Genomic DNA, 23,824 nt, shown 5'->3' on the forward strand with positions numbered 1-23,824 from the left:
TCTGCGCACCCTGTACGAGCAGTACGGCGCGACCCTCACGTGATGACGCTCTTTGAAATCGGCCCTGGCCGCAGTCGCGTGAATGACCTGATTGATGACGTAGCGGGTCGTGTGCCGTCTGTGCACGACTCGGTCAGATCAGCCTGATGCCTGTAGGTCTGCGCGTCCCAGCATGTCGGCGAGAGGAGTGCCAGTTCGTGCTGCTGCGATTCGACGTGCTCGCAGCTGAGCTCGGGTGCGGGGGCGGAATTTCGGTTCCTTGCCGCAGCCACACGGTTCGCGGCCCTCGTAACGCAGTCCGGCGTTGAGAACCGCAGCTACGACGGTCCATGCCTTGGTGTCTCGGCGCCGGGGTGCCGCGAAGTCGTGGCCGGCACAGACCATTGGCTCTGAGCATCGGGGACATCGGTGCTCGCCGGGCCGGGGATGCTGCTTGAACGCGACACGGCAGGGCACGCACGCGTAATGCAGCTTGTAGGGCCTCTCGGCGTAGTAGCACACGAGGTGAACGTACCTGGCAGTGTGGCGGCTGGCGAGCTGGTTTTCGTGGCCTCATGGCTGGGTGAGGATGCGGGTGCGGAGGAGTTCGAAGGATGCCCGGCCATACATGGCTCGCTTGAGTGTTTTCACCCGGTTCACGTGACCTTCGACGACGCCGGAGCTCCATTCGAGGGTGAGGCCGGCGGTGACGGCGTCGAGGTCCTGGCGGAGGAAGCCGGCGAAGCCCTGCATCGGTTTCGGGGCGTCCTGTTCGGCCTGGCGGATCCACTCCAGCAGCAGGTATCCGCGCCGGTGACGGACGAGATCGGCGAACGTGCGGGCGAGGTCGCAGGCGCGGGTGATGTCCGGGCAGGCGAGCCGGACCTGAAGCAGCCTCCGGTCCTGGCTCTCGGTGAGGGTCTCGCGGGGCCGCATGATCCAGGAGGTGATCTTCCGGGGGCTGGGGATGTCGGCCCGGACCGGCTCAGCGGTGCCAGCCCGCAGGGCGGCGAGGTGCTTGCGGACCACCTGACGGCTGCCCCGGTAGCCGCGTTCGTGGATCTCCTGGAACAGGCGGGTGCCGCTGACCTGGCCCTGGGTCTCGGTGAAGCGGGCGTTGAGGTATGCCTTGAACGGTTCCAGGACGCCGTTGGGGCGGCGGTCGCGGGCGGAGGCCAGCAGTTCGTCGAGGTCGGTGTCGCGGAAGCGGCGGACGGTCTTGCGGTCGAGGTTCAGGCGGCGGCCGATGGCACTGATCGTCCAGCCCTTCTCCACCAGGCGGTGGACGTCCTCGTAACGGTGGCGGGTCCGCTCGATGATCCGGGTGCGGGGCAGTTCCGGCACCGGCAGTTCCATGAGGACCGGTTCCGGCACGGTCGGTTCCGCGTCCTGCTCGGCGTGTTTGCGCAGGCAGTTGCGGTGCTGGTGGCAGGTCTTCTCCACCGCGGCGGACAGGTTCTGCAGCAGGTGCCAGCGATCTGCGATTTCGAGGGCGTCGGGGGCGGCTTCTTTGACCGCCTTCGTGTAGGCAGTGGCCCGGTCCCTGCAGATGATCTCCGCGCCGGGATGGTCTCTGAGCCAGGCCGCGAACGTTTCCGAGGTGCGGTCGGGCAGCACGTCCACGACCCGGCCGGCCTCGACGTCGACCAGGACGGTGCCGTAGGTGCAGCCCTTGCGGAAGGCGAACTCGTCGACTCCCAGCACCCGCGGGGCACGCTCCGGAACCGACGGCGCTGTCAGTAGCCTGAGCAGCCGGGTCCGGCCCGCAGCAAGCCGAAGGCGCCGGCACAGCCGGGCCGCCGGACGGCCGCCCAACTCCACCGCGATCGACCGCAGCCACCCCGTCAGCCCGGTGCTCGACCGGCGGTGGCGCTCGGTCAGGCCCGGCACCTGCTCGGCGAACGTCTTCCGGGAGCACCTCTTCCGGTCGCAGAAGTACCGGCGCACCCGGAGGCGGACCACGACCCGCCGCGAGCCCAACGGCCGCTCATCCAGGCTGCGTTGGTACGAGCTGTGCGCGCGTCTGGCCTGCTTCCGGCAGTCCGGGCATCGGCCCGGCCGACCGGTGGACACCGCCTCCACCACCAGGACGCCGGAGGAGTCGCTGACGCGCTCCACTCGCACACCGATCCCGGGAAACAGCACATCCTCAACCGACTTGCTCGCCACGGCAGGAAACACACTGCCGAAACGATCCCCCGTTCCCGCCCCTGACCTGGGAATTCACGGAACTGCGGTCAGAGCCGATTTCAGAGATCCTCATCAGGCCCGTCGGCTCGGTGCCGGCTCACCAGACCCGCTCGGGCTCCGTGCGCTCCGCTTCGGGGGCCTTCTGCAGAAAACGGGCAAACGCCGAGGCGGTACTGGAGCTGTTCGCACCCAGCGCGATGGTGAACTCACCGCTCTGGCCGCTGTGTTGCGCCCGCTGTGCCGCCACTCAGCCGGTGCCTGGCCGTGGCGGTGGCGGTGGCGGTGGTGCGGAGCTTTCCCGGACGACGAGCTCAGTGCCGATGAGGGTGACTTCCGGGTTGCGCGGTGCTCCTCGCATCTGGGATACCAGCAGGTCGAGGGATCGGCGGCCCGCTGCGCCGAAGTCCTGGCGTACCGTGGTCAGCGGCGGCCAGAGGTAGGCGGCTTCGGGTATGTCGTCGTACCCGACGAGGCTGACGTCACCGGGCACGTCGCGGCCCGCTTCGCGCAGGGCGCGCAGGGCGCCGATGGCCATCTGGTCGTTGGCGGCGAAGACGGCGGTCACCTCCGGTCGCGCTGCGAGCCGTCGGCCGAGTTCGTAGCCGGAGCGAGCAGTCCAGTCGCCCCTCATCACCCGCGGCGGCGTGCGCCCGGCGTTGGTGTGGGCTTCCCGCCAGCCTCGCTCGCGCAGGTGTGAGGAATCCCAGTCGGCCGGCCCGGCAAGGTGCCAGACCCTTTCGTGACCGAGAGCGAGCAGGTGTTCGGTCGCTGTCCTGGCGCCCGGAGCCTGCGCCAGCCCGACGACCGGTGCGAGCCGCTGCGGGCGCTCGACGTCGATGGCGACGGTCGGCATCTGCGGCGGCACACGCTTGAGCGCCAGCGCCGTCCACCGGTGCGGGGCGGCGATGATCAGACCGGCGACGCCCTCGCTGACCAGCTGTCCCGTCAGCTCGTCCGGAGATTCCTTGTCGCTGGAGTTCATTGTCGCCACCCGGAGCGAATAGCCGAGTCGTCGGGCGGCCTGGCCGATCCCGTCAAGGACGGAGCCGGGGCCGTAGTAGGGGATGTCAAAACCGATCATGCCCACCACCGAATTGCGACCGGTCACCAGGGCCCGCGCCGAGGCATTGGGGCGATAGCCGAGTTCGGTCGCCAGCGCCAGAATCCTCGCGCGGGTCGCCGCGCCGACCCCGGGCTGGTCGTTGAGCGCCCGGGATACCGTCATTGTTGAGACGCCGAGGCGTTCGGCGAGGTCGCTGAGCACCACCGGACGCACCTGGGTGTCGGCGGTCGGGTCCATCACACTCCCGCGGGTGTCATCTCATGCATGAGATCAGGCCTAATAGATCAGGGTAGTGCAGGTCGGCATGACGGCTATCGCCTGCTCCAGGTCGTCCAGGCGCCGGCGCGCCAACGTCCGGGCACTCCCCCTCTGCCCCAGGTCTTCAGCTTGTTGATCAAGCCCTCGACGGTGTTCCGCTCCAACATCACCCCCCAGACCCTAGCCAGTAACCCGTCACCCGGCTCACGCCCTGCAGGCAGCTACCCCAGGCTCTGCAGCCGTGTCATGGCCTCGGCGAGCGTGCTGCGGCAGAATGCGAGGTGATCGGGACCGTAGCCGCGCGGCCCGCATTCGACGACGAGCAGTAGGCCCAGATAGAGGTGGTAGAGGGCCAGTCGGTGCTGGAAGGCGGGAGTGAAGTCGAGGCTGCCTCCGGCCTCGATGTAGCCGGCGACAAGGTCGCTGTCGGGGCCGGTGTCGCCGCCGAAGGCCAGGGAGACCAGCTCGGCGGCCGGGTCGCCCCAGAACGCACGTTCGTGGTCGATGAGTCCGGTGATCCGGGCGTGTGTCCCGTCGACGCCGAGGTCGACGAAGATGTTGCCCGGCCACAGGTCGAAGTGGACGAGCCGGGGCTCGGCGACTTCGTCGAGCGCGTACCAGCCCTCGGCCACCAGCGTCCGAATGTCGGCCGGCGGCACGTCCAGCGGGGACTGCCAGCGATCGGCGTCGTCGAGGAGCGCGTCCACCATCGCGGTGAACGCCGTCCGCCAGTCGCGGGCGGAGAGCCCGGACTCACCGGCTGGATAGCCGAACCGCCCGTCCTGTGGGGCCAGGGTGTGCAGACGCGCGGTGATCGCACCCAGCTCGCGGCGAAGCGCCGCCCCGATGGCGGGGCGGATGCGGTCGGCCACCTTGTCCAACGGGATCCCTTCCAAGACGGAAAGGGCGAGGAACTCCTCTCCGGCATAGAGCAGTTCCGGCGTCGGCACGCTGCCGCCGGGGAGGGCCGCGAGCCGCCGGTAGACCATGGCCTCCGTGGCGAGGATGCCGCGCTCGTACCGGAGGACCGCCGCGTCGGCCGGAGGGGCGAGCTTGACGACGGCTGGACGGCCGTCGTCGAGCAGGACGCGGTAGGCACTGTTGAACCAGCCGTCGGTCAGCTCGGTCTCGAGGCGGCACCCGATGCCCGCAGTGCCGCGCAGCAGAGCATCGAGCTGGTCGGGGGACATGTGGCGCTTGGTCTGGCTCTGCACGGCGGCACGCTTTCGGTTGCGGTCGGGGCATTGACTGGAGTGGCGAACGGCACCGAGACGGTTCCCGCCAGTCGAGCAGGGGAACCGCCCTGTGCTTGGTTCAGCGCGGGTAGGGCAGGTCGGCTTCCAGCGTGCCGGCGGGGCTCGTATGGAGGGTTCCGTCCGGTCCGCCGAGCCGGAGCTGCCAGGGGTGGGGGCTGTTGGTGGTGACCCGGAGGTGGCCGCCGTCGCGGCGCAGGTGGAAGCGGGCCGTCTCACCCGGTCCGTCGGCGCGCGGGATCACCAGGGTTTGTTCCGCGCCGTCGGCGAAGGCGTGGACTCTCAACTCGACGCCGTCGGCCCAGGCCGAGACGGGGTGCTGGTCGTCGGCGGCGTACGGGATGACCGAGTCGGGGCGGGCGAGCAGCGGCAGGGTGTGGAAGCCGTGGTGTTCGCGCACCCAGCGCGGGCCGGTGACCTGGACGCCGGTCAGTACGTTCGTCCACGTCCCCTCGGGCACGTAGTACTCCACTGTGCCGCCCTCGGAGAAGACGGGCGCGACGAGCAGGTCGTCCCCGAGCATGTACTGCCGGTCGAGTGCCGCCACGCCCGGGTCGTCGGGGAACTCCAGCACCATGGCCCGCATCACCGGTACCCCGGTGGCGTGGGCCTGCTGGGCCGCACGGTGCAGGTAGGGGGCGAGGCGGTGCTTGAGGAGGGTGAACTCCCGGGTGACTGCGACCGCTTCCTCGCCGTAGTCCCACGGGACGCGGTAGGACTTGCTGCCGTGCAGGCGGCTGTGCGAGGAGAGCAGGCCGAACTGCACCCAGCGCTTGAAGACGGTCGGCGTCGGGGTGCCCTCGAAGCCGCCGATGTCGTGGCTCCAGAAGCCGAAGCCGGACAGACCGAGGGAGAGCCCCCCGCGCAGCGACTCAGCCATGGCGTTGAAATGGGACTCGCAGTCCCCGCCCCAGTGCACCGGGTACTGCTGGCCGCCGGCCGTGGCGGAGCGGGCGAACAGCAGCGCCTCGCCCTCGCCGCGCTCCTCGCGCAACAGCTCGAAGACGGCCTGGTTGTAGAGGTGGGTGTAGTAGTTGTGCATCCGTTCCGGGTCGGAGCCGTCGTGCCAGACGACGTCGGTGGGGATGCGCTCGCCGAAGTCGGTCTTGAAGCAGTCGACGCCCTGGGCGAGCAGGGTGCGCAGTTTGCCGGTGTACCAGTCACTGGCCGCCGGGTTGGTGAAGTCGACCAGGGCCATGCCCGCTTGCCACAGGTCCCACTGCCACACGCTGCCATCGGTGCGGCGTACCAGGTAGCCCTCGCGCATGCCCTCGTCGAACAGATCCGACTTCTGTGCGATGTACGGGTTGATCCAGGCGCTGATGCGCAAGCCCTGCTGCCTGAGCCGGGCCAGCATGCCCTCCGGGTCGGGAAACGTCTCCGCATCCCACCTGAAGTCGGACCACTGGTATTCGCGCATCCAGAAGCAGTCGAAATGGAAGACGCTCAGCGGAATGCCGCGCTCGGCCATGCCGCCGACGAAGCGGTTGACGGTGGCCTCGTCGTATTCGGTGGTGAAGGACGTGGTCAGCCACAGCCCCAGTGCCCACGCCGGGGGCAGAGCCGGGCGTCCGGTGAGGGCCGTGTAGCGGGCGAGGATCTCCTTGGGGGTGGGGCCGTGGACGACGAAGTACTCCAGCGACTGGTCCTCGACGCTGAACTGCACCTGACCGACCGACTCCGAGCCGACCTCGTAGCTGACCCTGCCGGGATGGTTCACGAAGACACCGTAGCCGCGGTTGGTCAGGTGGAACGGGATGTTCTTGTAGGCCTGTTCGCTGCTGGTGCCGCCGTCGGCCTGCCAGATGTCCACCGTCTGCCCGTTCTTGATGAACGGGGTGAACCGCTCACCGAGTCCGTAGACCAGTTCCCCCACGCCCAGGGCGAGTTGGGCGACAATGTGGTGCCGGCCCTCGGCGTCGGTGATGAACCCCGTGCCGCGCTCCCCCACTGAGGTCAGCACACGTCCGCCGGCGGTGAAGTCCAGCCGCCACGGCTGTTCCGTGTCCACCCGCAGCGTCAGTTCGCCGGAGACCAGCTCCAGTACCGCTCCGTCCCGGCGCACCTTGCCGGCGTCCGCGTGGGCGCCGGGCAATGCGAACTCCGGTCCCCGGCGCACCGATCCGGCGTGGTGGGTGGTCCGCACGCCGATGACTCCCTCGGCCGGGGACCAGCACTCCACGGTCAGCAGCGGGCTGTTGAGGGTCTGCCCGCGCCGGCTCACCTGTTTCACGGGCGCGTACAGGGTCATCCGGTGGTCGTCGGCACGGACGTCGGCGACCTCTGCGGCGTAGCGGGCCGTGCAGCCGGGACGCATCAGCCAGTAGCCGTCCGTGAACTTCATCGGGCAGGTTCCTCCGTCCGCGCGCGGTGCGCGGTGATCAGGCCGCGGTACCAGTGGTAGCTGTCCTTGGGGGTGCGGGTCAGGGTGGCGTAGTCGACGTGGACGAGGCCGAAACGCTGGTCGTAGCCTCGCGCCCACTCGAAGTTGTCCAGCAGCGACCAGGCGTAGTAGCCGCGTACGTCCACACCGGTGGCGATGGCGTCGGCCACGGCGGTGAGGTGGTCGGCGAGGTAGTCGATCCGGTCGGGGTCGTGGACCTGGCCGTCGGGTGCGACCGTGTCGGCCTCCGCCGAGCCGTTCTCCGTGATCCAGATCGGCGGCAACTGCGGGAAGCGGACGTGGAAGTCGCACAGCAGCTCGGTGAAGGCGGACGGGACGACCGGCCAGTCCATGGTGGTGTGCCGGGTGCCGTACGGGTCCAGTTCGGCCACGCCGATGTCCACGGCGGTGCGCTGTTCGGGGTCGGCCACGCGGTGCGGTGCGGCGGCCACGGTGAGGTGGTCGGTGGGCAGGCCCCGGCCGCCGCTGTAGCCGATGTAGGTGACAACGACCGGCAGCGGCCCCTCGGCGCCGCGTGGCCGGATCAGCCAGGCGGCCACCGGCTCACCCTGCCAGCCGGGGAAGCGCACGTCGTCCGCCTCGGCGAGGGTTCGCGACCAGAAGGCGTCGAAGTCCTCCGGGGCTCGGCACTCCGGGCGGTAGCCGACGAGTTCGTCGAGTGGCATGGCTGTCAGTGGCATGACGTTCCTCGGGTGTCGGGAAGGGGCGGCCCGCCGCCCTCACAGGCGGGCCGCCGGTTTCGGTGGGCCGCCGGTCTCAGCCCTCTGCGGGTGGGCCGAGGCGAAGCGGAAGGCGGCGGCGCGGACGTCGCCGTGCAGGGTGAGCCGCAGGTCGTGGACGCCGTCCAGGGCATCCGGGAGCCGGCAGCCGACGGTCGTCCAGGCATGGCGGTCACCGGTGGGCGGGACCGCGATCCGCACCAGGAAGCGGTCGTCGACGTGGAACTCCAGCGCCGCTGCGTCCGGTTCGTCGCCGGTGCGGGAGACTTCGGCCTCCACCCGGACGGCTCCCGTCAGATCGACGGAGCGGAAGAGCAGGGTCGCCGGGCGCGCCGGGTCGGCGGGGGTGACGGCGTCGCCGGTGGTGCGGGTTGCGTCGGTGATGGTGAGGTCCGCGTGGTCGTCGAAGTCGACGGTCAGGGTGCACCGGTCGACGACGACGCGGGGCTGGGGGGCGGCTCCGGTGACGGTGAGCCGCGCGGTACGGACGATGTTCTCGGCGGAGCGCGCGAGCAGGATCTCGTAGTCGCCGGGGTCGACGGTGAAGGCTCCGGTGTTGACGTCCCAGTGGGCGAGCCGTTCGGCGGGGAGCCGGAAGGTGAGCTCCTTGCTCTCGCCCGGGTCGAGCCGGACCTTGCGGAAGTCGGCGAGCCGCAGCCGGGGCGCCTGGTAACGGGCGTCCACAGGCCGGACGTAGAGCTGGAGGGTCTCGCTGCCGGGACGCGCGCCGGTATTGGCGAGCGTCACTGTGACGTCCACCGAGCCGTCCTGGGTCATGGAGTCCGCGGAGAGCCGCAGGTCTCGGTGGGCGAAGTCGGTGTACGACAGGCCGTGGCCGAACGGGTAGAGCGGCGCGGCGCGGTGGTACTGGTAGGTCCAGCCGGCCTTGATGACGTCGTAGTCGAGCGGGTGCGGCAGCTCGTCGTCGCCGCGGTACCAGGTCTGCGGCAGCCGCCCGGCCGGGTCGGCCTCGCCGAGAAGCACGGCGGCCAGCGCGCGGCCGGTCTCCTGCCCGCCGTGCGAGGTCCACAGCAGCGCGGGCAGGTGGGCGTCGGCCCAGTCGACGGCGTAGGGGTAACTGCTCATGACGACGAGCGCGGTTTCCCGGCAGACCGCGGCGACTGCGCGCAGCAGCGCTTCCTGGGTCTCGGGCAGGGCGATTCCGGTACGGTCCTCGGTCTCGCGGCCATTGATCATCGGGTGGTTGCCGAGGACGACGATCGCCACATCGGCCTCCTCGGCGGCAGCCCGCGCCTCCGCCGCGCCGTCACGCAGCAGTTCTCGCTGCCAGCGCTCGGCCATCGCGGGGCTCTCGGCGGTGACGCGCACCCGGCCGTCGGCGGGATCGAGGGCGGCGTAGCGGCCGGTGCGCACGTTGCGGAGCAGAAAGGTGTCGCCCTCACCGTCCGGGGCGGGCTCCAGACGGAAAGTTTCGTTGATGAACCAGGTCTTGAGTAGCGTCCGGTCGGCGACGAGCGAGGCGTCGTCCTCGAGGCCGAGGTAGCGGCCGGTGCCGGCGTCGCACAGGGTGAGGACGCCGTCGCCCCACTCCTGGACGTCGAACGCGGTTCCGCCCAGCGGCTCGCCGGTGTTGCGGGAGCGCAGCTCGATCCGGTCGGCACCCTGCACGCAGACCACCTCGCCGCTCCCCTGTCCGAGCGCGGCGCTCAGGCCGGTCGCGATGCCGACCTGGTACGGCAGGGTGCCGCTGTACCAGTCCTCGTACAGGGTGTCGGCGTGCGGCCCGATGACGGCTATCCGTGGTGCTCGCTCCGGGTTCAGGGGCAGCAGGCCGTCGTTCTTGAGCAGCACCACCGACTCGGTCGCGGCGCGCCGGGCGAGGACGCGGTGCTCGGGGCAGTCGATCACCTCCGGGCCGATGCCGGCGTACGGGTCGAGGTCGGGATCGAACTCACCGAGGCGGAAGCGGAGTTGCAGCTGGCGGCGCACTGCCCGGTTCACGTCCTCCTCCTCGATCAGTCCGCGCTCCAGCGCCTCGCGCAGTCGGCCGATCACGGTGGCGCTGTCCTCGCGGTGGTCGGTGAAGCTGTCGATGCCGGCTTTCAGCGCGGCGGCGTGGGACGTGGGGTGGTCCTCGAAGTAGTGCTCCAGTTCCACCAGGTTGCAGGGTGCTTCCTCGTCGCTGACCACGAACAGTTCGTGGCCGGTCTCCCGCGCCCAGCGCCGCAGTTCGTCCTCCAGGAGCGGACTGACGTGGCAGGGGCGGCCGTTGACCAGGTTGTAAGCGGCCATCGCGCCGGTGGCCGCGCCGGAGGCGATGATCGGGCGGAAGGCGGCCAGGTCGTACTCGTGCAGCACACGGGGACGCAGCCCGGAAGAGGTGACGCAGCGATCGGTCTCGTTGTTGTAGGCGAGGAAGTGCTTGAGCACCGGGGCGGCACGCAGGTAGTCCGGATGGTCGCCGACCAGGCCCTGGCAGTAGGCGGTACCGAGGCGCGCGGTGTGCAGCGGGTCCTCGGAGTAGCCTTCCTCGTTGCGACCCCACCTCGGATCGCGCAGCAGGTTCACCACGGGTGACCAGGTCTGCAGCGAGTTCGCTCCTCGCTCGACAGCCATACCGATGGCCGGCGGACGATGGCGGTGAAAGGCCCGCAGTTCAGTGGAGACGGCTTCGCCGACGCTCCGCACGAGATTCTCGTCCCATGTGGCGCCCAGCCCCACGGCCTGCGGAAAGACCGTGGCCGGGCCCAGCCAGGCCACACCGTGGAGTGTCTCGGTCCCGGTCCGGAACGGCGCCAGGCCGAGACGCGGGACGGCCGGCGCGTACTGGTGGAGCATCGCCAGCCGCTCATCGAGAGTGAGCCGGCCGAGGAGGTCCTCGACCCGGTCGCGCATCCCAAGCGCGGAATCGCGGAACGGCAACCCGGCTACGGGCAAGGCGGCTTCGGGCATGGACGGGCTGTTCACGTGGGAACCCCTTGGATGATGAGCGAGGACTCGAAAGCGCGTGGCGGCAGCACTGTCGTCGAAGCGCTTCGAAAGTGACATGGAGCCAGCAGGCTGTCAATCGGCTGGTGATTTTTCGCCGTCTCCCAGCCCGTCTCAACTGCCTGAATACCAGATAACTCTGATGATCTGGCAGGTCAGCACCTGGTGCGGCACGGAAGAAAAGGAGTTGCGTCCGACCACTTGTCGCGTGTGAAACCCAGAGTTAACGTTAACGCTCATCGAAGCGCATCGACTCGTGCTGTGCGGCCTTCGGTCCACCTCCGCCTGCCCCACCGTGCCTCCTCCTCCGCACCGCTCAAGATGCGCGGAGACCGTCTCCCTGTCAGAGCTCTCCGCGTGACAGAAGGGCCACTGATCGCCATGAGTACCTCTATGAACCGCAGATCCGTCCTGCGCACCGCCGTCGGCGCCACGGGGGCAGTCGCCCTTAGCCCGCTGCTCTCTGCGTGCGGGGGTGGCCCAGAGCAGAAGACGGGCGCGAACTCGAAGGCAGGCCTGAAGGCCGCGCTGCCCGCCTATGTGCCGAGGAACCCCGTCGAGCCGGACATCGCCCCGGTCGCGGGCGGCGACGGCGCGGTGACCGATCCGGCGTTCCTGCGCTACCCGTCCGAGCAGGTCGCCACGGTCTCCGGCACCCCGGGCAAGGGCGGCAAGTACACCGCGGTCACCCCGCTGTGGGGCACTGTGCCAGCGCCCGGCAACTCCTTCTACGAGGCGATGAACAAGGCCCTAGGCGTCGAGCTGACCATGAAGCCGGCGGACGGCAACAACTACCACACCATCATCCCGACGATGACGGCGGCGAAGCGCCTGCCCGACTGGGTCCAGCTGCCGACCTGGTGGAACAGCCAGTTCAACGTCGGCCGGCTGGCCGGGACCCAGCTCGCGGACCTGACGCCGTATCTGTCCGGCGACAAGATCAAGAAGTACCCCAACCTCGCCGCGATCCCGACCGGCGCCTGGCAGGTCGGGGCCTGGGGCGACAAGCTGTACGGCATACCCTGCTCCTCCAGCAGGTTCGTCGTCGCCGGCACCACGTTCTACCGGCGCGACATCCTGGAGGCGAAGGGCATCACGGCCGATCAGGTCACCTCCGCGGACGACCTGATGAACCTGGGCAAGGAGCTGACCGACGCCAAGCGCGGCGTATGGGCCTTCGACGACGTGTGGACGTACCTGTTCCCCTTCTGGGACGTGCCCCCGAAGTGGACGGTCGTGGACGGCAAGCTGCTCCACGCGTACGAGGTGCCGGGGTTCCTGGAGGCACTCGACTGGCACCACCGGCTGGCCGCCAACGGCTATGCGCATCCCGACGCGCTGGCCGGCAACAACGCCGACGGCACCACGCGCTTCTACTCCGGGAAAGTGCTGATCTCGGGCGGGGGGATGGGGGCGTGGTCCGTCGCCGACCACCAGTCCGGAACGGCCGCCGACAAGAACTACCGGCGCGGTGCGTTCGACATCTTCGCCGCCGACGGCAGGAGCACCCCGCGCACTTTCCTGGGTTCCTCCTCCAGCATGATCAGCTACCTCAACGCACGGCTGAAGCCCGAGCAGATCGAGGAGCTGCTGGCCGTCGCCGACTACCTTGCCGCGCCGTACGGTTCACGCGAGTACACCATGGTCAACTTCGGGGTCGAGGGCATCCACCACACCATGGAGCGTGGCGTTCCGACGGCGACCGAGGCGGGCAAGAAGTACGTCCAGGCGCCGACCTACCCCTTCCTCGCCGCACCGCCCGCCGTGCTCAGCAACCAGGGTGCCGACATCGTCACCCGGGACGCCGCCGCCTGGCAGGCCGCCAACGTCAAGCGCCTGTACAAGCCGGTCTTCTGGAACATGAACATCAGCATGCCGCAGGCGATGACCACGACGCTCGCCGCGCAGTCCGTCGAGGACACCATCAAGGACTGCTACCACGGCAAGAAGAAGGTCAAGGACGTCCAGGACGCCATCGCGAGCTGGAAGTCGAGCGGCGGCGGGGACCGGCTCAAGCAGTGGATGACCGACAACGTCCTCGACAAGTACGGGACCGGCCAGTGAGCACGGCAAGCCCGCCGCGGAACGACCGGCCCGCAGGGCTGACCCGGCGGATCCGGCTGCGGCGCGACCGGACTCTGCTGATCATGACGGTGCCGACCGTGGTCCTGCTGCTGGTGTTCAACTACGCGCCGCTGTTCGGCGTGGTCACGGCTTTCCAGTTCTACGACCCGCTGACCGGCGTGTGGAACAGCGAATGGGCCGGCTTCGCCCAGTTCGAGCGGCTCTTCGGCGACTCGCTGTTCTGGCAGTCGCTGACGAACACCCTGTATCTGAGCTTCGTCCAGCTGATCCTCTTCTTCCCGGTCCCGATCGCCCTGGCCCTGCTGCTCAACACGGTGCTCAGTGAGCGGGTGCGCAACAGCATCCAGGCGATCGTATACCTGCCCCACTTCTTCTCCTGGGTCCTCACCCTCACGATCTTCCAGCAGATGCTCGGCGGGGCGGGCGCGCTCAACCACTTCCTGCGCACGCACGACATCGGCACCTGGGACATCATGACCAACCCGGACACCTTCGCGCTGCTGGTGACCTCGCAGGCGGTGTGGAAGGAAGCGGGCTGGGGGATCATCGTCTTCCTCGCGGCACTGGCCGCCATCAACACCGACCTGTACGAGGCCGCAGCGGCGGACGGGGCGGGCCGCTGGCGGCGGATGTGGCACATCACGCTGCCGGGCCTGCGGGGTGTGATCGTGCTGATGCTGGTGCTGCGGCTCGGCAACGCGCTGTCGGTGGGCTTCGAGCAGTTCCTGATCCAGCGGGACGCGGTCGGCCACGAGGCGGCGGACGTGCTGGACACCTTCTCCTTCTACTACGGCATCGCCACGGGCGACTACAGCTATGGCGCGGCGGCCGGGCTCTTCAAGAGCGTGATCTCGCTGCTGCTGATCTGGGGTGCCAACAAGCTGGCGCACGCCTTCGGCGAGGACGGGTTGTACCGCAAATGACGAACACATCCACACTCAGCCGCAAGAGCGGAAAGGGCGGTACCGCAGCGCAGCCGGCCGCGGGCGGCACGGCGGCGCCCGCCGTCCTGGGTACGCGGCGGACGGAGCGGCCGTCCTGGGAGGAGCCCCCGACCCCGGCGGGACAGGCAGCCAAGGGCGTGACCCTCGGCGTCGTGGTGGCGGTCGTCCTGGTCCCGCTGTGGATCATCCTCGTGACCAGCCTGTCCACCCCGGCCGCCATCAACCGGGCCGGCGGCCTGGTCATCTGGCCGGACGGACTGACCACGCAGGCCTACCGGGAGATGCTCGGCGACCAGACCGTGCGCACCGCCCTGCTGGTCAGCCTCGGCATCACCGCCGTCGGTACGGCCATCTCCATGGTGGTGTCGGTGCTGTGCGCCTACGGCCTGTCGCGGCCCCGCTCCTACGGGCACCGCTGGCTGCTGGTGCTGCTGATCGTCACGATGTTCGTCAACGGCGGCCTGATCCCCACCTTCCTGGTCGTCACCGGCCTCGGCGGATACGGACAGTGGTGGGCCCTGATCCTGCCGGGCGCGGTGTCGGTCTTCAACATCCTGGTGCTGCGCTCCTTCTACTCGGAGACCTCCTCCGAGCTGATCGACGCGGCGCGGATGGACGGCGCCGGGGACTGGCGGATCCTGTGGTCCATCGTGCTGCCGACCTCCCGCGCGGTGACCGCGGTGATCGCCCTCTTCTACGGCGTCGGCTACTGGAACTCCTTCTTCAACGTGATGCTCTACATGCCCACCGAGAGCGAGAAGTGGCCGCTGCAGTACGTGCTGCTCACCTACGTCAACCGAGGCGTCACCCTCCCGGGATCGGTGAACTCCGGCTTCGGCACCACCCACGCCCAGACCGCCCCGCTGTCACTGCAGATGGCGGTGGTGGTGCTCACCCTGGTGCCGCTGCTGATCGTCTACCCCTTCGTCCAGAAGCACTTCCGCACCGGCGTGCTCACCGGCGCGATCAAGGGCTGACCCGACCGCCCCGACGGCCACGACCAGGAGCGGCCCCGCCCGCCCCTCCCCGCCGCGTGAACGGGGCCGCTTCCCACACCCGACCCCGAGGAAGCAGGAAGAGCCAGGACACCTCAGTGGTCGTGCTGTGCCCGGACCAGCCGAGTGCGTCGACCGGGCCGGTCACCGCGGTCAGCCGGAGCGCGTGCTGTTCCCGCCGTCGAGCAGCTCGTGCGCCGCACCACCGCGACGGCGGACGGCAAGGTGCCCGACGACGAGCTGCTCCTGCTTCCGCCCGTGCTCACGGTCCGCGAGAGCAGCGGCCCCGGCTCGGCTGTCGCGTCCACCCCCGGGCGATCATCCGCCCGCACACAGTGAGAGAGGCTCAGATGACGACGATCCGCCACCTGACCGACCAGCTCGGCGGTCTGGCCTTCGGCGGGGACTACAACCCCGAGCAGTGGGACGAGCCGGTCTGGAAGGAGGACGACGAGCTGATGCGCCGGGCCAGGGTCAACCTGGCCACCGTCGGCGTTTTCTCCTGGTCCCTGCTGGAGCCCGAGCCGGGCCGCTACGACTTCGCCTGGCTGGACGCCCACCTGGAGCGCCTGCACGCGGGCGGCATCGCCGTGGACCTGGCCACCCCCACCGCCTCCCCGCCGCCCTGGTTCACCCTCGTCCACCCCGACGCCCTGCCCGTCACTCCGGAGGGCACCCGCCTCACCCACGGCAGCCGCGACACCTACTGCCTCGCCGCCCCCGCCTACCGCGCCGCGGCCCGCCGCGTCGCCGGCGCGCTCGCCGAACGCTACGGCCACCACCCGGCGCTGGCGCTGTGGCACGTCCACAACGAGTACGCCACCCTGTGCTGGTGCGAGCACACCGCAGCCGCTTTCCGGAACTGGCTGCGCGCCCGACACGGCTCGCTGGACGCTCTCAACGAGGCCTGGGGCACAACCTTCTGGAGTCAGCGATACACCTCGTGGGAGCAGGTGCTGCCGCCGCGCGCCACCCAGTGGCACAAGAATCCCGGTCAGGCGCTGGACTTCCGCCGGTTCTGGTCCGACGAGGCCCTCGCCGCGTACCGTGAGCAGCGCGACGCGATCCGCGCGCACAGCGACCGGCCGGTCACGACCAACCTCATGCTGCCCCACTACCAGAACCTGGATCTGTGGGCCTTCGGCCGCGAGGTCGACATGGTCGCCATCGACCACTACCCCGACGCGCCCGGGCTGGACGCCGCCGCCGACACCGCCTTCGCCGCCGATCGCGCCCGCTCCTTCGGCGGCGGCCGCCCCTGGCTGCTCATGGAGCAGGGAACCAGCACCGTCTACGCCGGCGACCGCGTCCTGGGCAAGGAACCCGGTGAGATCCTCCGCCACACCCTCGGCCACATCGCCCGCGGCTCCGAAGGCGCCCTCTTCTTCCAGTGGCGCCAGTCCCGCGCGGGAGCCGAGCAGTGGCACTCGGCGATGGTCCCCCACGCCGGTCCGGACAGCCGCATCTTCCGCGAGGTCACCGCGGCCGGTGAGGCCGTCGCCCGCCTCGGCGAGCCGGCCGGCTCGACGGTCACCGCCCGCATCGCCGTGCTGCACGACTCCGACGCCTGGTGGGCTCTGGAGTCCGACGGCCTGCCCTCCGCCGAACTCGCCTACCACCCCGCCCTGCGCCGCGCCCACCGGGCCCTGTGGGACGCGGGCGTCACGGTCGACTTCGCCCACCCGTCAACAGACCTGACCTCTTATCAACTCGTCATCGCGCCCGCCCTGTTCCTGCTCTCCGACGCCACCGCCGACAACCTCCGCCGCTACGTCCGAGACGGCGGGACGCTGCTTGTCCAGCACGCGAGCGGCATGGTCGACGAGCGCCTGCACGCCCACCTGGGCGGATACCCCGCCGCACCGCTGCGCCAGGCTCTGGGCATCCGCGTCGAGGAGCACCGCCCGCTGGGCCAGGACGAGCGGATCGAGCTCTCCGACGGCTCGCACGCCACCGCATGGAGCGAAGCACTGCACACCGAGGGCGCACAGACCCTGGCCGCCTACACCCACGGCATGCTCTCGGGAAGCCCGGCCCTGACCCGGCACCGCTTCGGCAGTGGCCAGGGCTGGTACCTCTCCACCCGCCTCGACGACACCGACTACGCCGCCCTCATCGCCCGACTGCTCGACGAGACCGGCGTCGGCCCGGAACTGCCCGGCATGCCGCAGAGCGTGGAAGCCGTCACCCGCCGCGCCCCGGACGGCCGCCGCTGGCAGATCGTGCTCAACCACGGCAGCCAGACCGTGTCCCTCCCGGAGCCGGCCCACGATCTGATCACCGGCGCCACGGCCCACCGGGTACCGGCCGGCGGCTGCGCGGTCCTCCGGCTGGCCTGAGCCGAGGAGAACCATCGTGGCCGAGGAAGAACTCAGGATCCGCCGGCACCGCACGGCGCTGCGGCTCGACATCCGATGCGCTCCACCATGCCCCTCCCGCATCGGCCCGCTGCACAGCGTCGTGGCCTCTCGGGCCGTTCCCGCGGGGCCGCTGGTCCTCAGTGTCGCGCTCGTCGCGCGTCAGTCCTGCAGGACGCCCGCACCGGGCCCGACACGCTCTCGTTCGGCTTCGAGGGCCCGGACAGTGCTTTCACCGCCCTCGGCACCCTCGACGGCCACCACCTCTCCGCCGAGGTGGCCGACGGCTTCACCGGCCGTGTCAACGGCATATACGCCGCGGAAGGCACCGCCCACTTCGACTGGTTCGACCACGAGCCCGTCGCCCGCTGAACCACCGCCCCGACGCAAAGGAACGACCCACCGAAAGGGACGACACATGAAGGACATACGGCAACCCGCCATCCGCCGCAGCCGCGGCCCGGGACGCCTGGCCGCCCTGCTGCTCGCGCTGGCCGTAATGCTGGGGCTGACCGGCGGCACCGCCCTCGCCGCACCAGACGGCACAACGACACCGGCGCGGTCGGCGGTCACGGTGCCGGCCTCCGCCATGGACGCCGTCGCGGCGATGCAGCCCAGCTGGAACCTGGGCAACACTCTGGACGCCTTTCCCGAGGAGACGTCCTGGGGCAACCCGCTGACCACCAGGGAACTGCTCGCCCACGTCCGCGCACAGGGCTTCCGCAGCGTCCGCATCCCGGTGACCTGGGCCGACCACCACTCCCCCACCGCCCCGTACACCATCGACCCCGCGTACATGAGCCGCGTCAAGCAGGTGGTCGACTGGGCGCTCGCCGAGGGCCTGTACGTCGTGATCAATGTCCACCACGACGCCTGGAAGTGGGTCGCGGACATGCCCACCGACCACGACAACGTGCTCGCCCGCTTCAACGCCATCTGGACCCAGATCTCCGCGACGTTCCGGGACGCACCGCGCACCCTGCTCTTCGAGAGCATCAACGAGCCGGAGTTCCGAGGCGCCACGGACGCGCAGAAGACCCAGCTCCTGCGTGAGCTGAACACCTCCTTCCACAAGGTCGTCCGCTCCTCGGGCGGCGGGAACGCCGACCGCCTGCTCGTCCTGCCCACGGATTACTGCAGGCCCGACCAGAACCTCATGGACGACCTGGCCACCACGATCCGCGCGCTGAACGACAGCAACCTGGTCGCCACCGTGCACTACTACAGCTGGTACCCGTTCAGCGTGAACATCGCGGGCGGCACCCACTACGACGCCACCGCGCAGAAGGACCTGGACGACGCCTTCGCCCGCATGCACGACACGTTCGTCGCCAAGGGCATCCCCGTCTACCTCGGCGAGTACGGCCTGCTCAGCTGGCCCGACCACCACCACCCCGACCGCGTCGAGCGCGGCGAGGCGCTGAAGTACTTCGAACACCTCGGCTACAAGGCACGCGTCGCCGGTGTCACCACAGCCCTGTGGGACCCCTTCTCCTACTTGAACCGCGCCACCATGCAGTGGCGGGACCCCGCCCTGTTCAACTGGATCAAGTCCAGCTGGACCACCCGCTCGGGCACCACTTCCTTCGACAAGATCTTCGTGCCCAAGTCGAGCCCTGTCACAGCCAAGTCACTCACCCTCAACCTCAACGGCACCAGCTTCCGCGGCCTGTGGCACGGCGGCACCAAGCTGGTCGCAGGACGCGACTACACCGTCTCCGGCAACCAACTCACCCTCACCGCCAAGGCCCTGACCCGCCTCGTCGGCGACCGCGCCTACGGCGTCAACGCCACGCTCCAGGCCCGGTTCTCCAGCGGACTGCCCTGGCAGATCGACGTGGTCACCCACGACACCCCGGTCCTGACGAACGCCACCGGGACGACCGGCTCGTTCACCATCCCCACCCAGTACCGGGGTGACGTACTGGCGACCATGCACGCCACGTACGCCGACGGCAGCAACGCCGGCCAGACCAGCTGGACCCCGTACCAGGAGTTCAACAAGGCGTTCTCGCCCGACTACCCGAACGGCGCGATCATCCTGACCCCCGAGTTCCTGAACGCGCTCCGCGACGGGGAACCGGCGACGCTGACCTTCCACTTCTACAGCGGCGCCACCGTCACCTACCACGTCACCAAGTCCGGCACCTCGGTGACGGGCACCGCATCCTGACCAGACGCCCCTCCCCGGCTGCCGGGAGACCGGCAGCCGGGACCACCCATCGAGGTTGACACCCATGTTCCCGCTGCCCCCGCGCGTCCTCTTCGGCGCCGCCTACTACCACGAATACCAGCCCTACGAGCGTCTCAAGACCGACCTGGATCTCATGGCGGAGGCGAAGTTCACCGTCATCCGCGTCGGCGAGTCGGTCTGGTCGACCTGGGAACCCGAGAACGGGCGCTTCGACCTGGACTGGCTGCAGCCCGTGCTGGACGGCGCGCACGAGCGCGGCATCTCGGTCGTCCTCGGCACGCCGACGTACGCGGTGCCGCCCTGGCTGGCCCGGCAGTACCCGGAGATCGCCGCCGAGCACGCCACAGGCCGGCGCACGGGCTGGGGCGCCCGCCAGGAGGCGGACTTCACCCACCCCGCCTTCCGCTTCCACGCCGAGCGGGTCGTCCGCGGCATTCTCGGCCGGTACGCCCAGCACCCGGCGGTCATCGGCTTCCAGGTGGACAACGAGCCCGGCGCCCGCCTGCCACACAACCATGGCGTCTTCCAGCGCTTCACGGACCACCTGCGGCACACGTACGGGGACGTGGAGACCCTGAACCGCGAATGGGGACTCGTCTACTGGTCACACCGCCTGTCCACCTGGGCCGACCTGTGGACACCGGACGGCAACGCGCAGCCCCAGTACGACCTGGCGTGGCGGGAGTTCCAGGCCCGGCAGACCACCGAGTTCATCGCCTGGCAGGCCGGCATCGTCCGCGAGTACGCCCGCCCCGACCAGTTCGTCACCACCTGCCTCTCCTACGGCCACCCGGCGCTGGAGGACGACGAGCTGACCGACGGCCTGGACGTCACGGCCGGCAACCCCTACTACGACATGCAGGACGCCCTCACCCTGCCCGACGCCACGCCCGACGGTCACGGGCGACCCCCGGGCGGCCAGTGGAAGGCCACGGGCGTCTGGGCCCTGTACCAGAGCGCGGACCGGATCTACTCCTCGCGCCAGGAGCCGTTCCTGGTCACCGAGACCAACGCCCAGGCGATCAGCTCGCCCTGGGAAAACCGCCCAGCCTACGACGGCCAGTGGCGGCAGGCCGCCTGGGCACTGGTGGCCCGCGGTGCCCGGATGATCGAGTACTGGCACTGGCACACCCTGCACTTCGGCGCCGAGACCTACTGGGGCGGCGTCCTCCCGCACAGCGGTCGCCCCGGTCGCGTCTACGCCGAAGTCTCCCGGCTGGGCGCCGAGTTCGAGGCAGCCGGAAGCCTGGCCGCCGGGCTCGAACCGGACGCCGACATCGCGATGGTCTACTCGGCGCCGAGCAAGTGGCTCATGCAGAAATACCCGCCGCTGGCCACCCCCGCCGGCGGCCCGGACGCGGCCGCCTACCACCGCATCTTCGACTCCTTCTACCGTGGCGCCTTCGAGGCCGGACGCCAGACGCGCATCCTCCACGCCCGCCAACTGCACGACCCACGCGGCGAGAGGCCCGGTGCCTCCCCCGAGCAGGCGGCGCAACGCCATCCCGTCCTCATCGTCCCCGGCCTCTGCCTCGCGCACGACGGAACGCTCGACTGGCTCGCCGCCTATGCCGAGGCCGGCGGCCACCTCGTCCTCGGCCCCCGCACCGCCTACGCCGACCACGAGGGCCGCGCCCGCCACGAGCCCGCTCCGGCCCGCCTCAGTACAGCCGCCGGCGTCTGGTACGACGAGTTCAGCAACCTCACCACCGACCTGCCGCTGCGCGCGGCCCCCGGCAGCACGCTGGACCTTCCGGACGGTGCTGCGGCCACCCAATGGGCGGACAGCCTGACTGTCCTCGATGCCGAGGTACTTGCCTCCTACGACCACCCGCACTTCGGCCGCTGGCCCGCGATCACCACCCGCCGTCACGGGGCCGGCCGCATCACCTGCGTCGGTACCGTCCCCGACCGTGCCCTTGCCCGCGCGCTCGCGGCCTGGCTCGCTCCCACCCCGCGCAGCGGGTGGCAGGACCTCCCCGCCTCCGTCACCGCGGTCACCGGCACGACCACGGACGGCCGCCGCCTCCACATCGTCCACAACTGGAACTGGCAGCCCACCGACGCCCGGTCCCCGAGGGGGCTCACTGACGTCCTGGACGGAAGCTCACTCCCTGCCGGCTCACTTGTCCGCCTCGGTCCCTGGGACGTCCGGATCCTGGTGAGCGGCTGAGGGCCCTGCGCCTGTCTTCTCGCCCGGCGCCCAAGGGAGGCCGCGCGGCGGACGGCAATGTGCTGCATCCCCGCCGGGCAGTTCGACGGATGGGCCTACCTGCGGCCCTACACCAGCAACACCGAACGCACCGCAGCCCTGGCAGACTTCCTGCACACCTACAACCACCACCGCTGCCATACCGCACTCGGCGGCCAGCCACCCATCAGCCGCGTGAACAACGCTGCGGGTCAATACAGCTAGAGATCTTTAACGGTGCGGGTTACGCAGAGTCGTGACAGCTATCGCAGGCCGCGCTATGCCGGGAGGGTGAGGTATCCCGATGGCGGTGGATTGACGGCCGAGGAACGGGCACGGCGTGAGCAAGTCCGGCTCGCAGCCGCTGACCTGATCGAAGCCGGGGCCAGTGACAGGGAGGTGGCCGGGCGGTTCAGGGTGACCCGGATGTCGGCGAACCGCTGGCGGCGGGCGTTGGCTTCAGGCGGTCGGCAGGCCCTGGCCTCCAAGGGCCCCGGCGGCGCCCGCTGCAAGCTCAATGGGGGACAACTCCGCACTTTGGAGGCGGTATTGGATGCCGGCCCGGCCGCCTCCGGCTGGAGTGACCAGTGCTGGACACTGGCCCGGATCGCCGAGATCGTGCGCCACCGGTTCGGCGTCGAGTACACCCTGGCCGGGCTGGACCTGCTGCTGCACCGCATCGGCTGGAGCGTGCAGGTCCCCTCCCGCAAGGCCACCGAGCGGGACGAGGCGAAGATCGCCGCCTGGAAGGACGAGCAGTGGCCCGTCATAAAAAGAGGGCGGCGGACTTGGGCGCCTGGCTCTGCTCCGAGGATGAAGCCGGCCAGGGCCTGAGGCCGCCCAAGGGCCGCACCTGGGGCCGCCGAGGCCACACCCCGGTCGTGCAGGTCACCGCCGCGGGCACCAAACGTGTCTCCACGGCGGCGCTGATCTGCACCAAAGTCGGCCACCGGCCCCGGCTGATCTACCGCATCCACCTCGACCGCGGTCCCGCCAAAGGCCGCCGCAAGGGCTTCACCGAAACCGATTACGCCCGCCTCCTGGACGCGGCGCACCAGCAACTCGGCGGCCCCGTCATGCTGGTGTGGGACAACCTGAACACGCACATCAGCCACACCATGCACGAGCTGATCGCCGCTCGATTATGGCTGACCGTCTGCCAACAGCCGCCGTACGCCCCCGAGCTCAACCCCGTCGAGGGCGTGTGGTCGCACCTGAAGAGATCGCTGGCCAACCTCACGAAACACAGCCTCGACCAGCTCACCGCGCTGGTGAAAACGCGGCTGAAACGGATGCAGTACCGCCCCCGCCTCCTCCAGGGTCTCATCGCCAAGACCGGGCTCGACCTCCAACTGTGACTGAGCGCCCTACCTGGCCCGTTTGGCCAACTACAACGCTCAGCAGCGCAGGGGGACGATCTAAGGTATTGACAGGGCTGTGCGCTCTGCTTTCTCCAGCCAGTCGGTGTACCAGCGGGCGAACCTCACCGACGTACCGTCGTCGTCGAGGAGCGGGGCGAGGTCGACGTCGTCTACCCGGCAGTCGGACCAGATCGTGCCGCGGTGGCTGCCGCTGATGATCAGCCACTCTCTTTGGGCGCAGCCCAGGTGGGAGATCACGATCGCGCCGGCGGTGCGCTCCGGGGCGAACATGACGGCCTCCCACCGCTCGTCCCACGCCTCGATGGCGTCGTCGAAGTCCTCGATGTCGTCGAAGTCCTCTTCCTCGGGACGTTGGGCAAGAACATCGTTGAGCAACTCCGGGTCCGGACCCTGGTCAGGAAACGGCTCGGCAAGCCTCGACAGGTCGGCCAGGTCCGCGCCGTCGCCCTCCCAACGCCAACGGCCCTGCACGCGCCGAACCGGGAACAGGCCGTACGCGGGGCCAGCGCCGCCCGCGCCAACGTGGAGCAGGAAGGCCCGGTACTCCTCCGGCAGCCGCACGCCTATCTGAGCCTCGAGTTCGGCAAGCTCGCCCTGGGTGAGCGGGTCCTCCATGACCCACTTATGCCCCAATGCCCCGAAAACCTTGCTGCCCGCAGGCCCTGCACCAGCCGCCTCAACCCGCTGACGTACGTCCACCCACCACTGATCATTCATGCGCAGACCGTACGTGCCGCCACCGACATCCGGGCGCGGGGCCCACTGCTACCGCGGGAACAGCCCGGCACCCCAAGTACCTCGGCACGTCCCGCAGAAGGGCCAACCGAAGCACGCAATGGCCAGGTAGCACGATCAGTCACA

The 23,824-nt window shown here is 69.9% G+C and carries 16 protein-coding genes and 1 pseudogene; 10 read left to right on the forward strand and 7 right to left on the reverse strand.

The window, feature by feature from the left end:
• Positions 1-552 precede the first annotated feature (552 nt).
• The 6 genes from ACTWQJ_RS10435 to ACTWQJ_RS10460 all read right to left on the reverse strand — a co-directional run bounded on the left by ACTWQJ_RS10435 (position 553) and on the right by ACTWQJ_RS10460 (position 10,779).
• On the reverse strand, positions 553-2,148 hold the full coding sequence (locus ACTWQJ_RS10435; RefSeq protein WP_443306349.1) for an ISL3 family transposase: 1,596 nt from the start codon (positions 2,146-2,148) through the stop codon (positions 553-555).
• A 268-nt stretch (positions 2,149-2,416) separates the two neighbouring features.
• A complete protein-coding gene (locus tag ACTWQJ_RS10440) occupies positions 2,417-3,469 on the reverse strand; it encodes a LacI family DNA-binding transcriptional regulator (RefSeq protein ID WP_443306350.1) in 1,053 nt (350 codons plus the stop codon).
• A gap of 242 nt (positions 3,470-3,711) precedes the next feature.
• Positions 3,712-4,704 carry a phosphotransferase family protein gene (locus ACTWQJ_RS10445; RefSeq protein ID WP_443306351.1) on the reverse strand — a complete coding sequence of 331 codons (993 nt, stop codon included), beginning with the start codon at positions 4,702-4,704 and terminating at the stop codon, positions 3,712-3,714.
• 100 nt (positions 4,705-4,804) lie between these two features.
• Positions 4,805-7,087 (reverse strand): alpha-xylosidase, encoded by a 2,283-nt coding sequence (gene yicI, locus ACTWQJ_RS10450; protein ID WP_443306352.1) that lies wholly within the window; start codon positions 7,085-7,087, stop codon positions 4,805-4,807.
• Entirely contained in the window at positions 7,084-7,827 is a 744-nt protein-coding gene (locus ACTWQJ_RS10455) for a family 1 glycosylhydrolase (RefSeq protein WP_443306353.1), read from the reverse strand. Before ACTWQJ_RS10455 ends, yicI begins: the two co-directional genes overlap by 4 nt.
• Before the next feature lie 39 nt (positions 7,828-7,866).
• Positions 7,867-10,779 (reverse strand): glycoside hydrolase family 3 C-terminal domain-containing protein, encoded by a 2,913-nt coding sequence (locus ACTWQJ_RS10460; protein WP_443306367.1) that lies wholly within the window; start codon positions 10,777-10,779, stop codon positions 7,867-7,869.
• A gap of 429 nt (positions 10,780-11,208) precedes the next feature.
• Between ACTWQJ_RS10460 and ACTWQJ_RS10465 the strand changes: the two genes are divergently transcribed.
• From ACTWQJ_RS10465 to ACTWQJ_RS10510, 10 genes and pseudogenes are all read left to right on the forward strand, one after another.
• Positions 11,209-12,879 carry an ABC transporter substrate-binding protein gene (locus ACTWQJ_RS10465; protein ID WP_443306354.1) on the forward strand — a complete coding sequence of 557 codons (1,671 nt, stop codon included), beginning with the start codon at positions 11,209-11,211 and terminating at the stop codon, positions 12,877-12,879.
• The gene (locus tag ACTWQJ_RS10470; protein ID WP_443306355.1) at positions 12,876-13,823 is read left to right on the forward strand and encodes an ABC transporter permease; all 948 of its coding nucleotides are present in this window, start codon (positions 12,876-12,878) and stop codon (positions 13,821-13,823) included. Before ACTWQJ_RS10465 ends, ACTWQJ_RS10470 begins: the two co-directional genes overlap by 4 nt.
• The gene (locus tag ACTWQJ_RS10475) at positions 13,820-14,821 is read left to right on the forward strand and encodes a carbohydrate ABC transporter permease (RefSeq protein WP_443306356.1); all 1,002 of its coding nucleotides are present in this window, start codon (positions 13,820-13,822) and stop codon (positions 14,819-14,821) included. Before ACTWQJ_RS10470 ends, ACTWQJ_RS10475 begins: the two co-directional genes overlap by 4 nt.
• A 210-nt stretch (positions 14,822-15,031) precedes the next feature.
• Positions 15,032-15,178 (forward strand): hypothetical protein, encoded by a 147-nt coding sequence (locus tag ACTWQJ_RS10480; RefSeq protein WP_443306357.1) that lies wholly within the window; start codon positions 15,032-15,034, stop codon positions 15,176-15,178.
• An 11-nt stretch (positions 15,179-15,189) separates the two neighbouring features.
• Entirely contained in the window at positions 15,190-17,178 is a 1,989-nt protein-coding gene (locus ACTWQJ_RS10485) for a beta-galactosidase (RefSeq protein WP_443306358.1), read from the forward strand.
• An 87-nt stretch (positions 17,179-17,265) separates the two neighbouring features.
• Positions 17,266-17,568: a hypothetical protein gene (locus ACTWQJ_RS10490; protein WP_443306359.1), complete on the forward strand. Its 303-nt coding sequence runs from the start codon at positions 17,266-17,268 to the stop codon at positions 17,566-17,568.
• A 46-nt stretch (positions 17,569-17,614) separates the two neighbouring features.
• A complete protein-coding gene (locus tag ACTWQJ_RS10495) occupies positions 17,615-19,369 on the forward strand; it encodes a cellulase family glycosylhydrolase (RefSeq protein WP_443306360.1) in 1,755 nt (584 codons plus the stop codon).
• Between the two features lie 64 nt (positions 19,370-19,433).
• A complete protein-coding gene (locus tag ACTWQJ_RS10500; RefSeq protein WP_443306361.1) occupies positions 19,434-21,563 on the forward strand; it encodes a beta-galactosidase in 2,130 nt (709 codons plus the stop codon).
• An 84-nt stretch (positions 21,564-21,647) separates the two neighbouring features.
• Positions 21,648-21,806, forward strand: a pseudogene (locus ACTWQJ_RS10505) (integrase core domain-containing protein); the annotation flags it as partial.
• Positions 21,807-21,872: 66 nt separating this feature from the next.
• Positions 21,873-22,939, forward strand: a protein-coding gene (locus tag ACTWQJ_RS10510) for an IS630 family transposase (RefSeq protein ID WP_443306362.1) whose coding sequence is annotated in 2 segments (ribosomal slippage) — positions 21,873-22,356 and positions 22,356-22,939 — 1,068 coding nt in all. Because the reading frame shifts where the segments join, the coding sequence is not laid out codon by codon here.
• 60 nt (positions 22,940-22,999) lie between these two features.
• On the opposite strand, the gene ACTWQJ_RS10515 is transcribed toward ACTWQJ_RS10510, so the two are convergent.
• The gene (locus tag ACTWQJ_RS10515) at positions 23,000-23,680 is read right to left on the reverse strand and encodes an SMI1/KNR4 family protein (protein ID WP_443306363.1); all 681 of its coding nucleotides are present in this window, start codon (positions 23,678-23,680) and stop codon (positions 23,000-23,002) included.
• Positions 23,681-23,824: the final 144 nt, after the last annotated feature.

The organism is Streptomyces sp. KR55, from assembly GCF_052245645.1.
In the GTDB taxonomy this organism is placed as follows: Bacteria; Actinomycetota; Actinomycetes; order Streptomycetales; family Streptomycetaceae; genus Streptomyces; species Streptomyces flavusporus.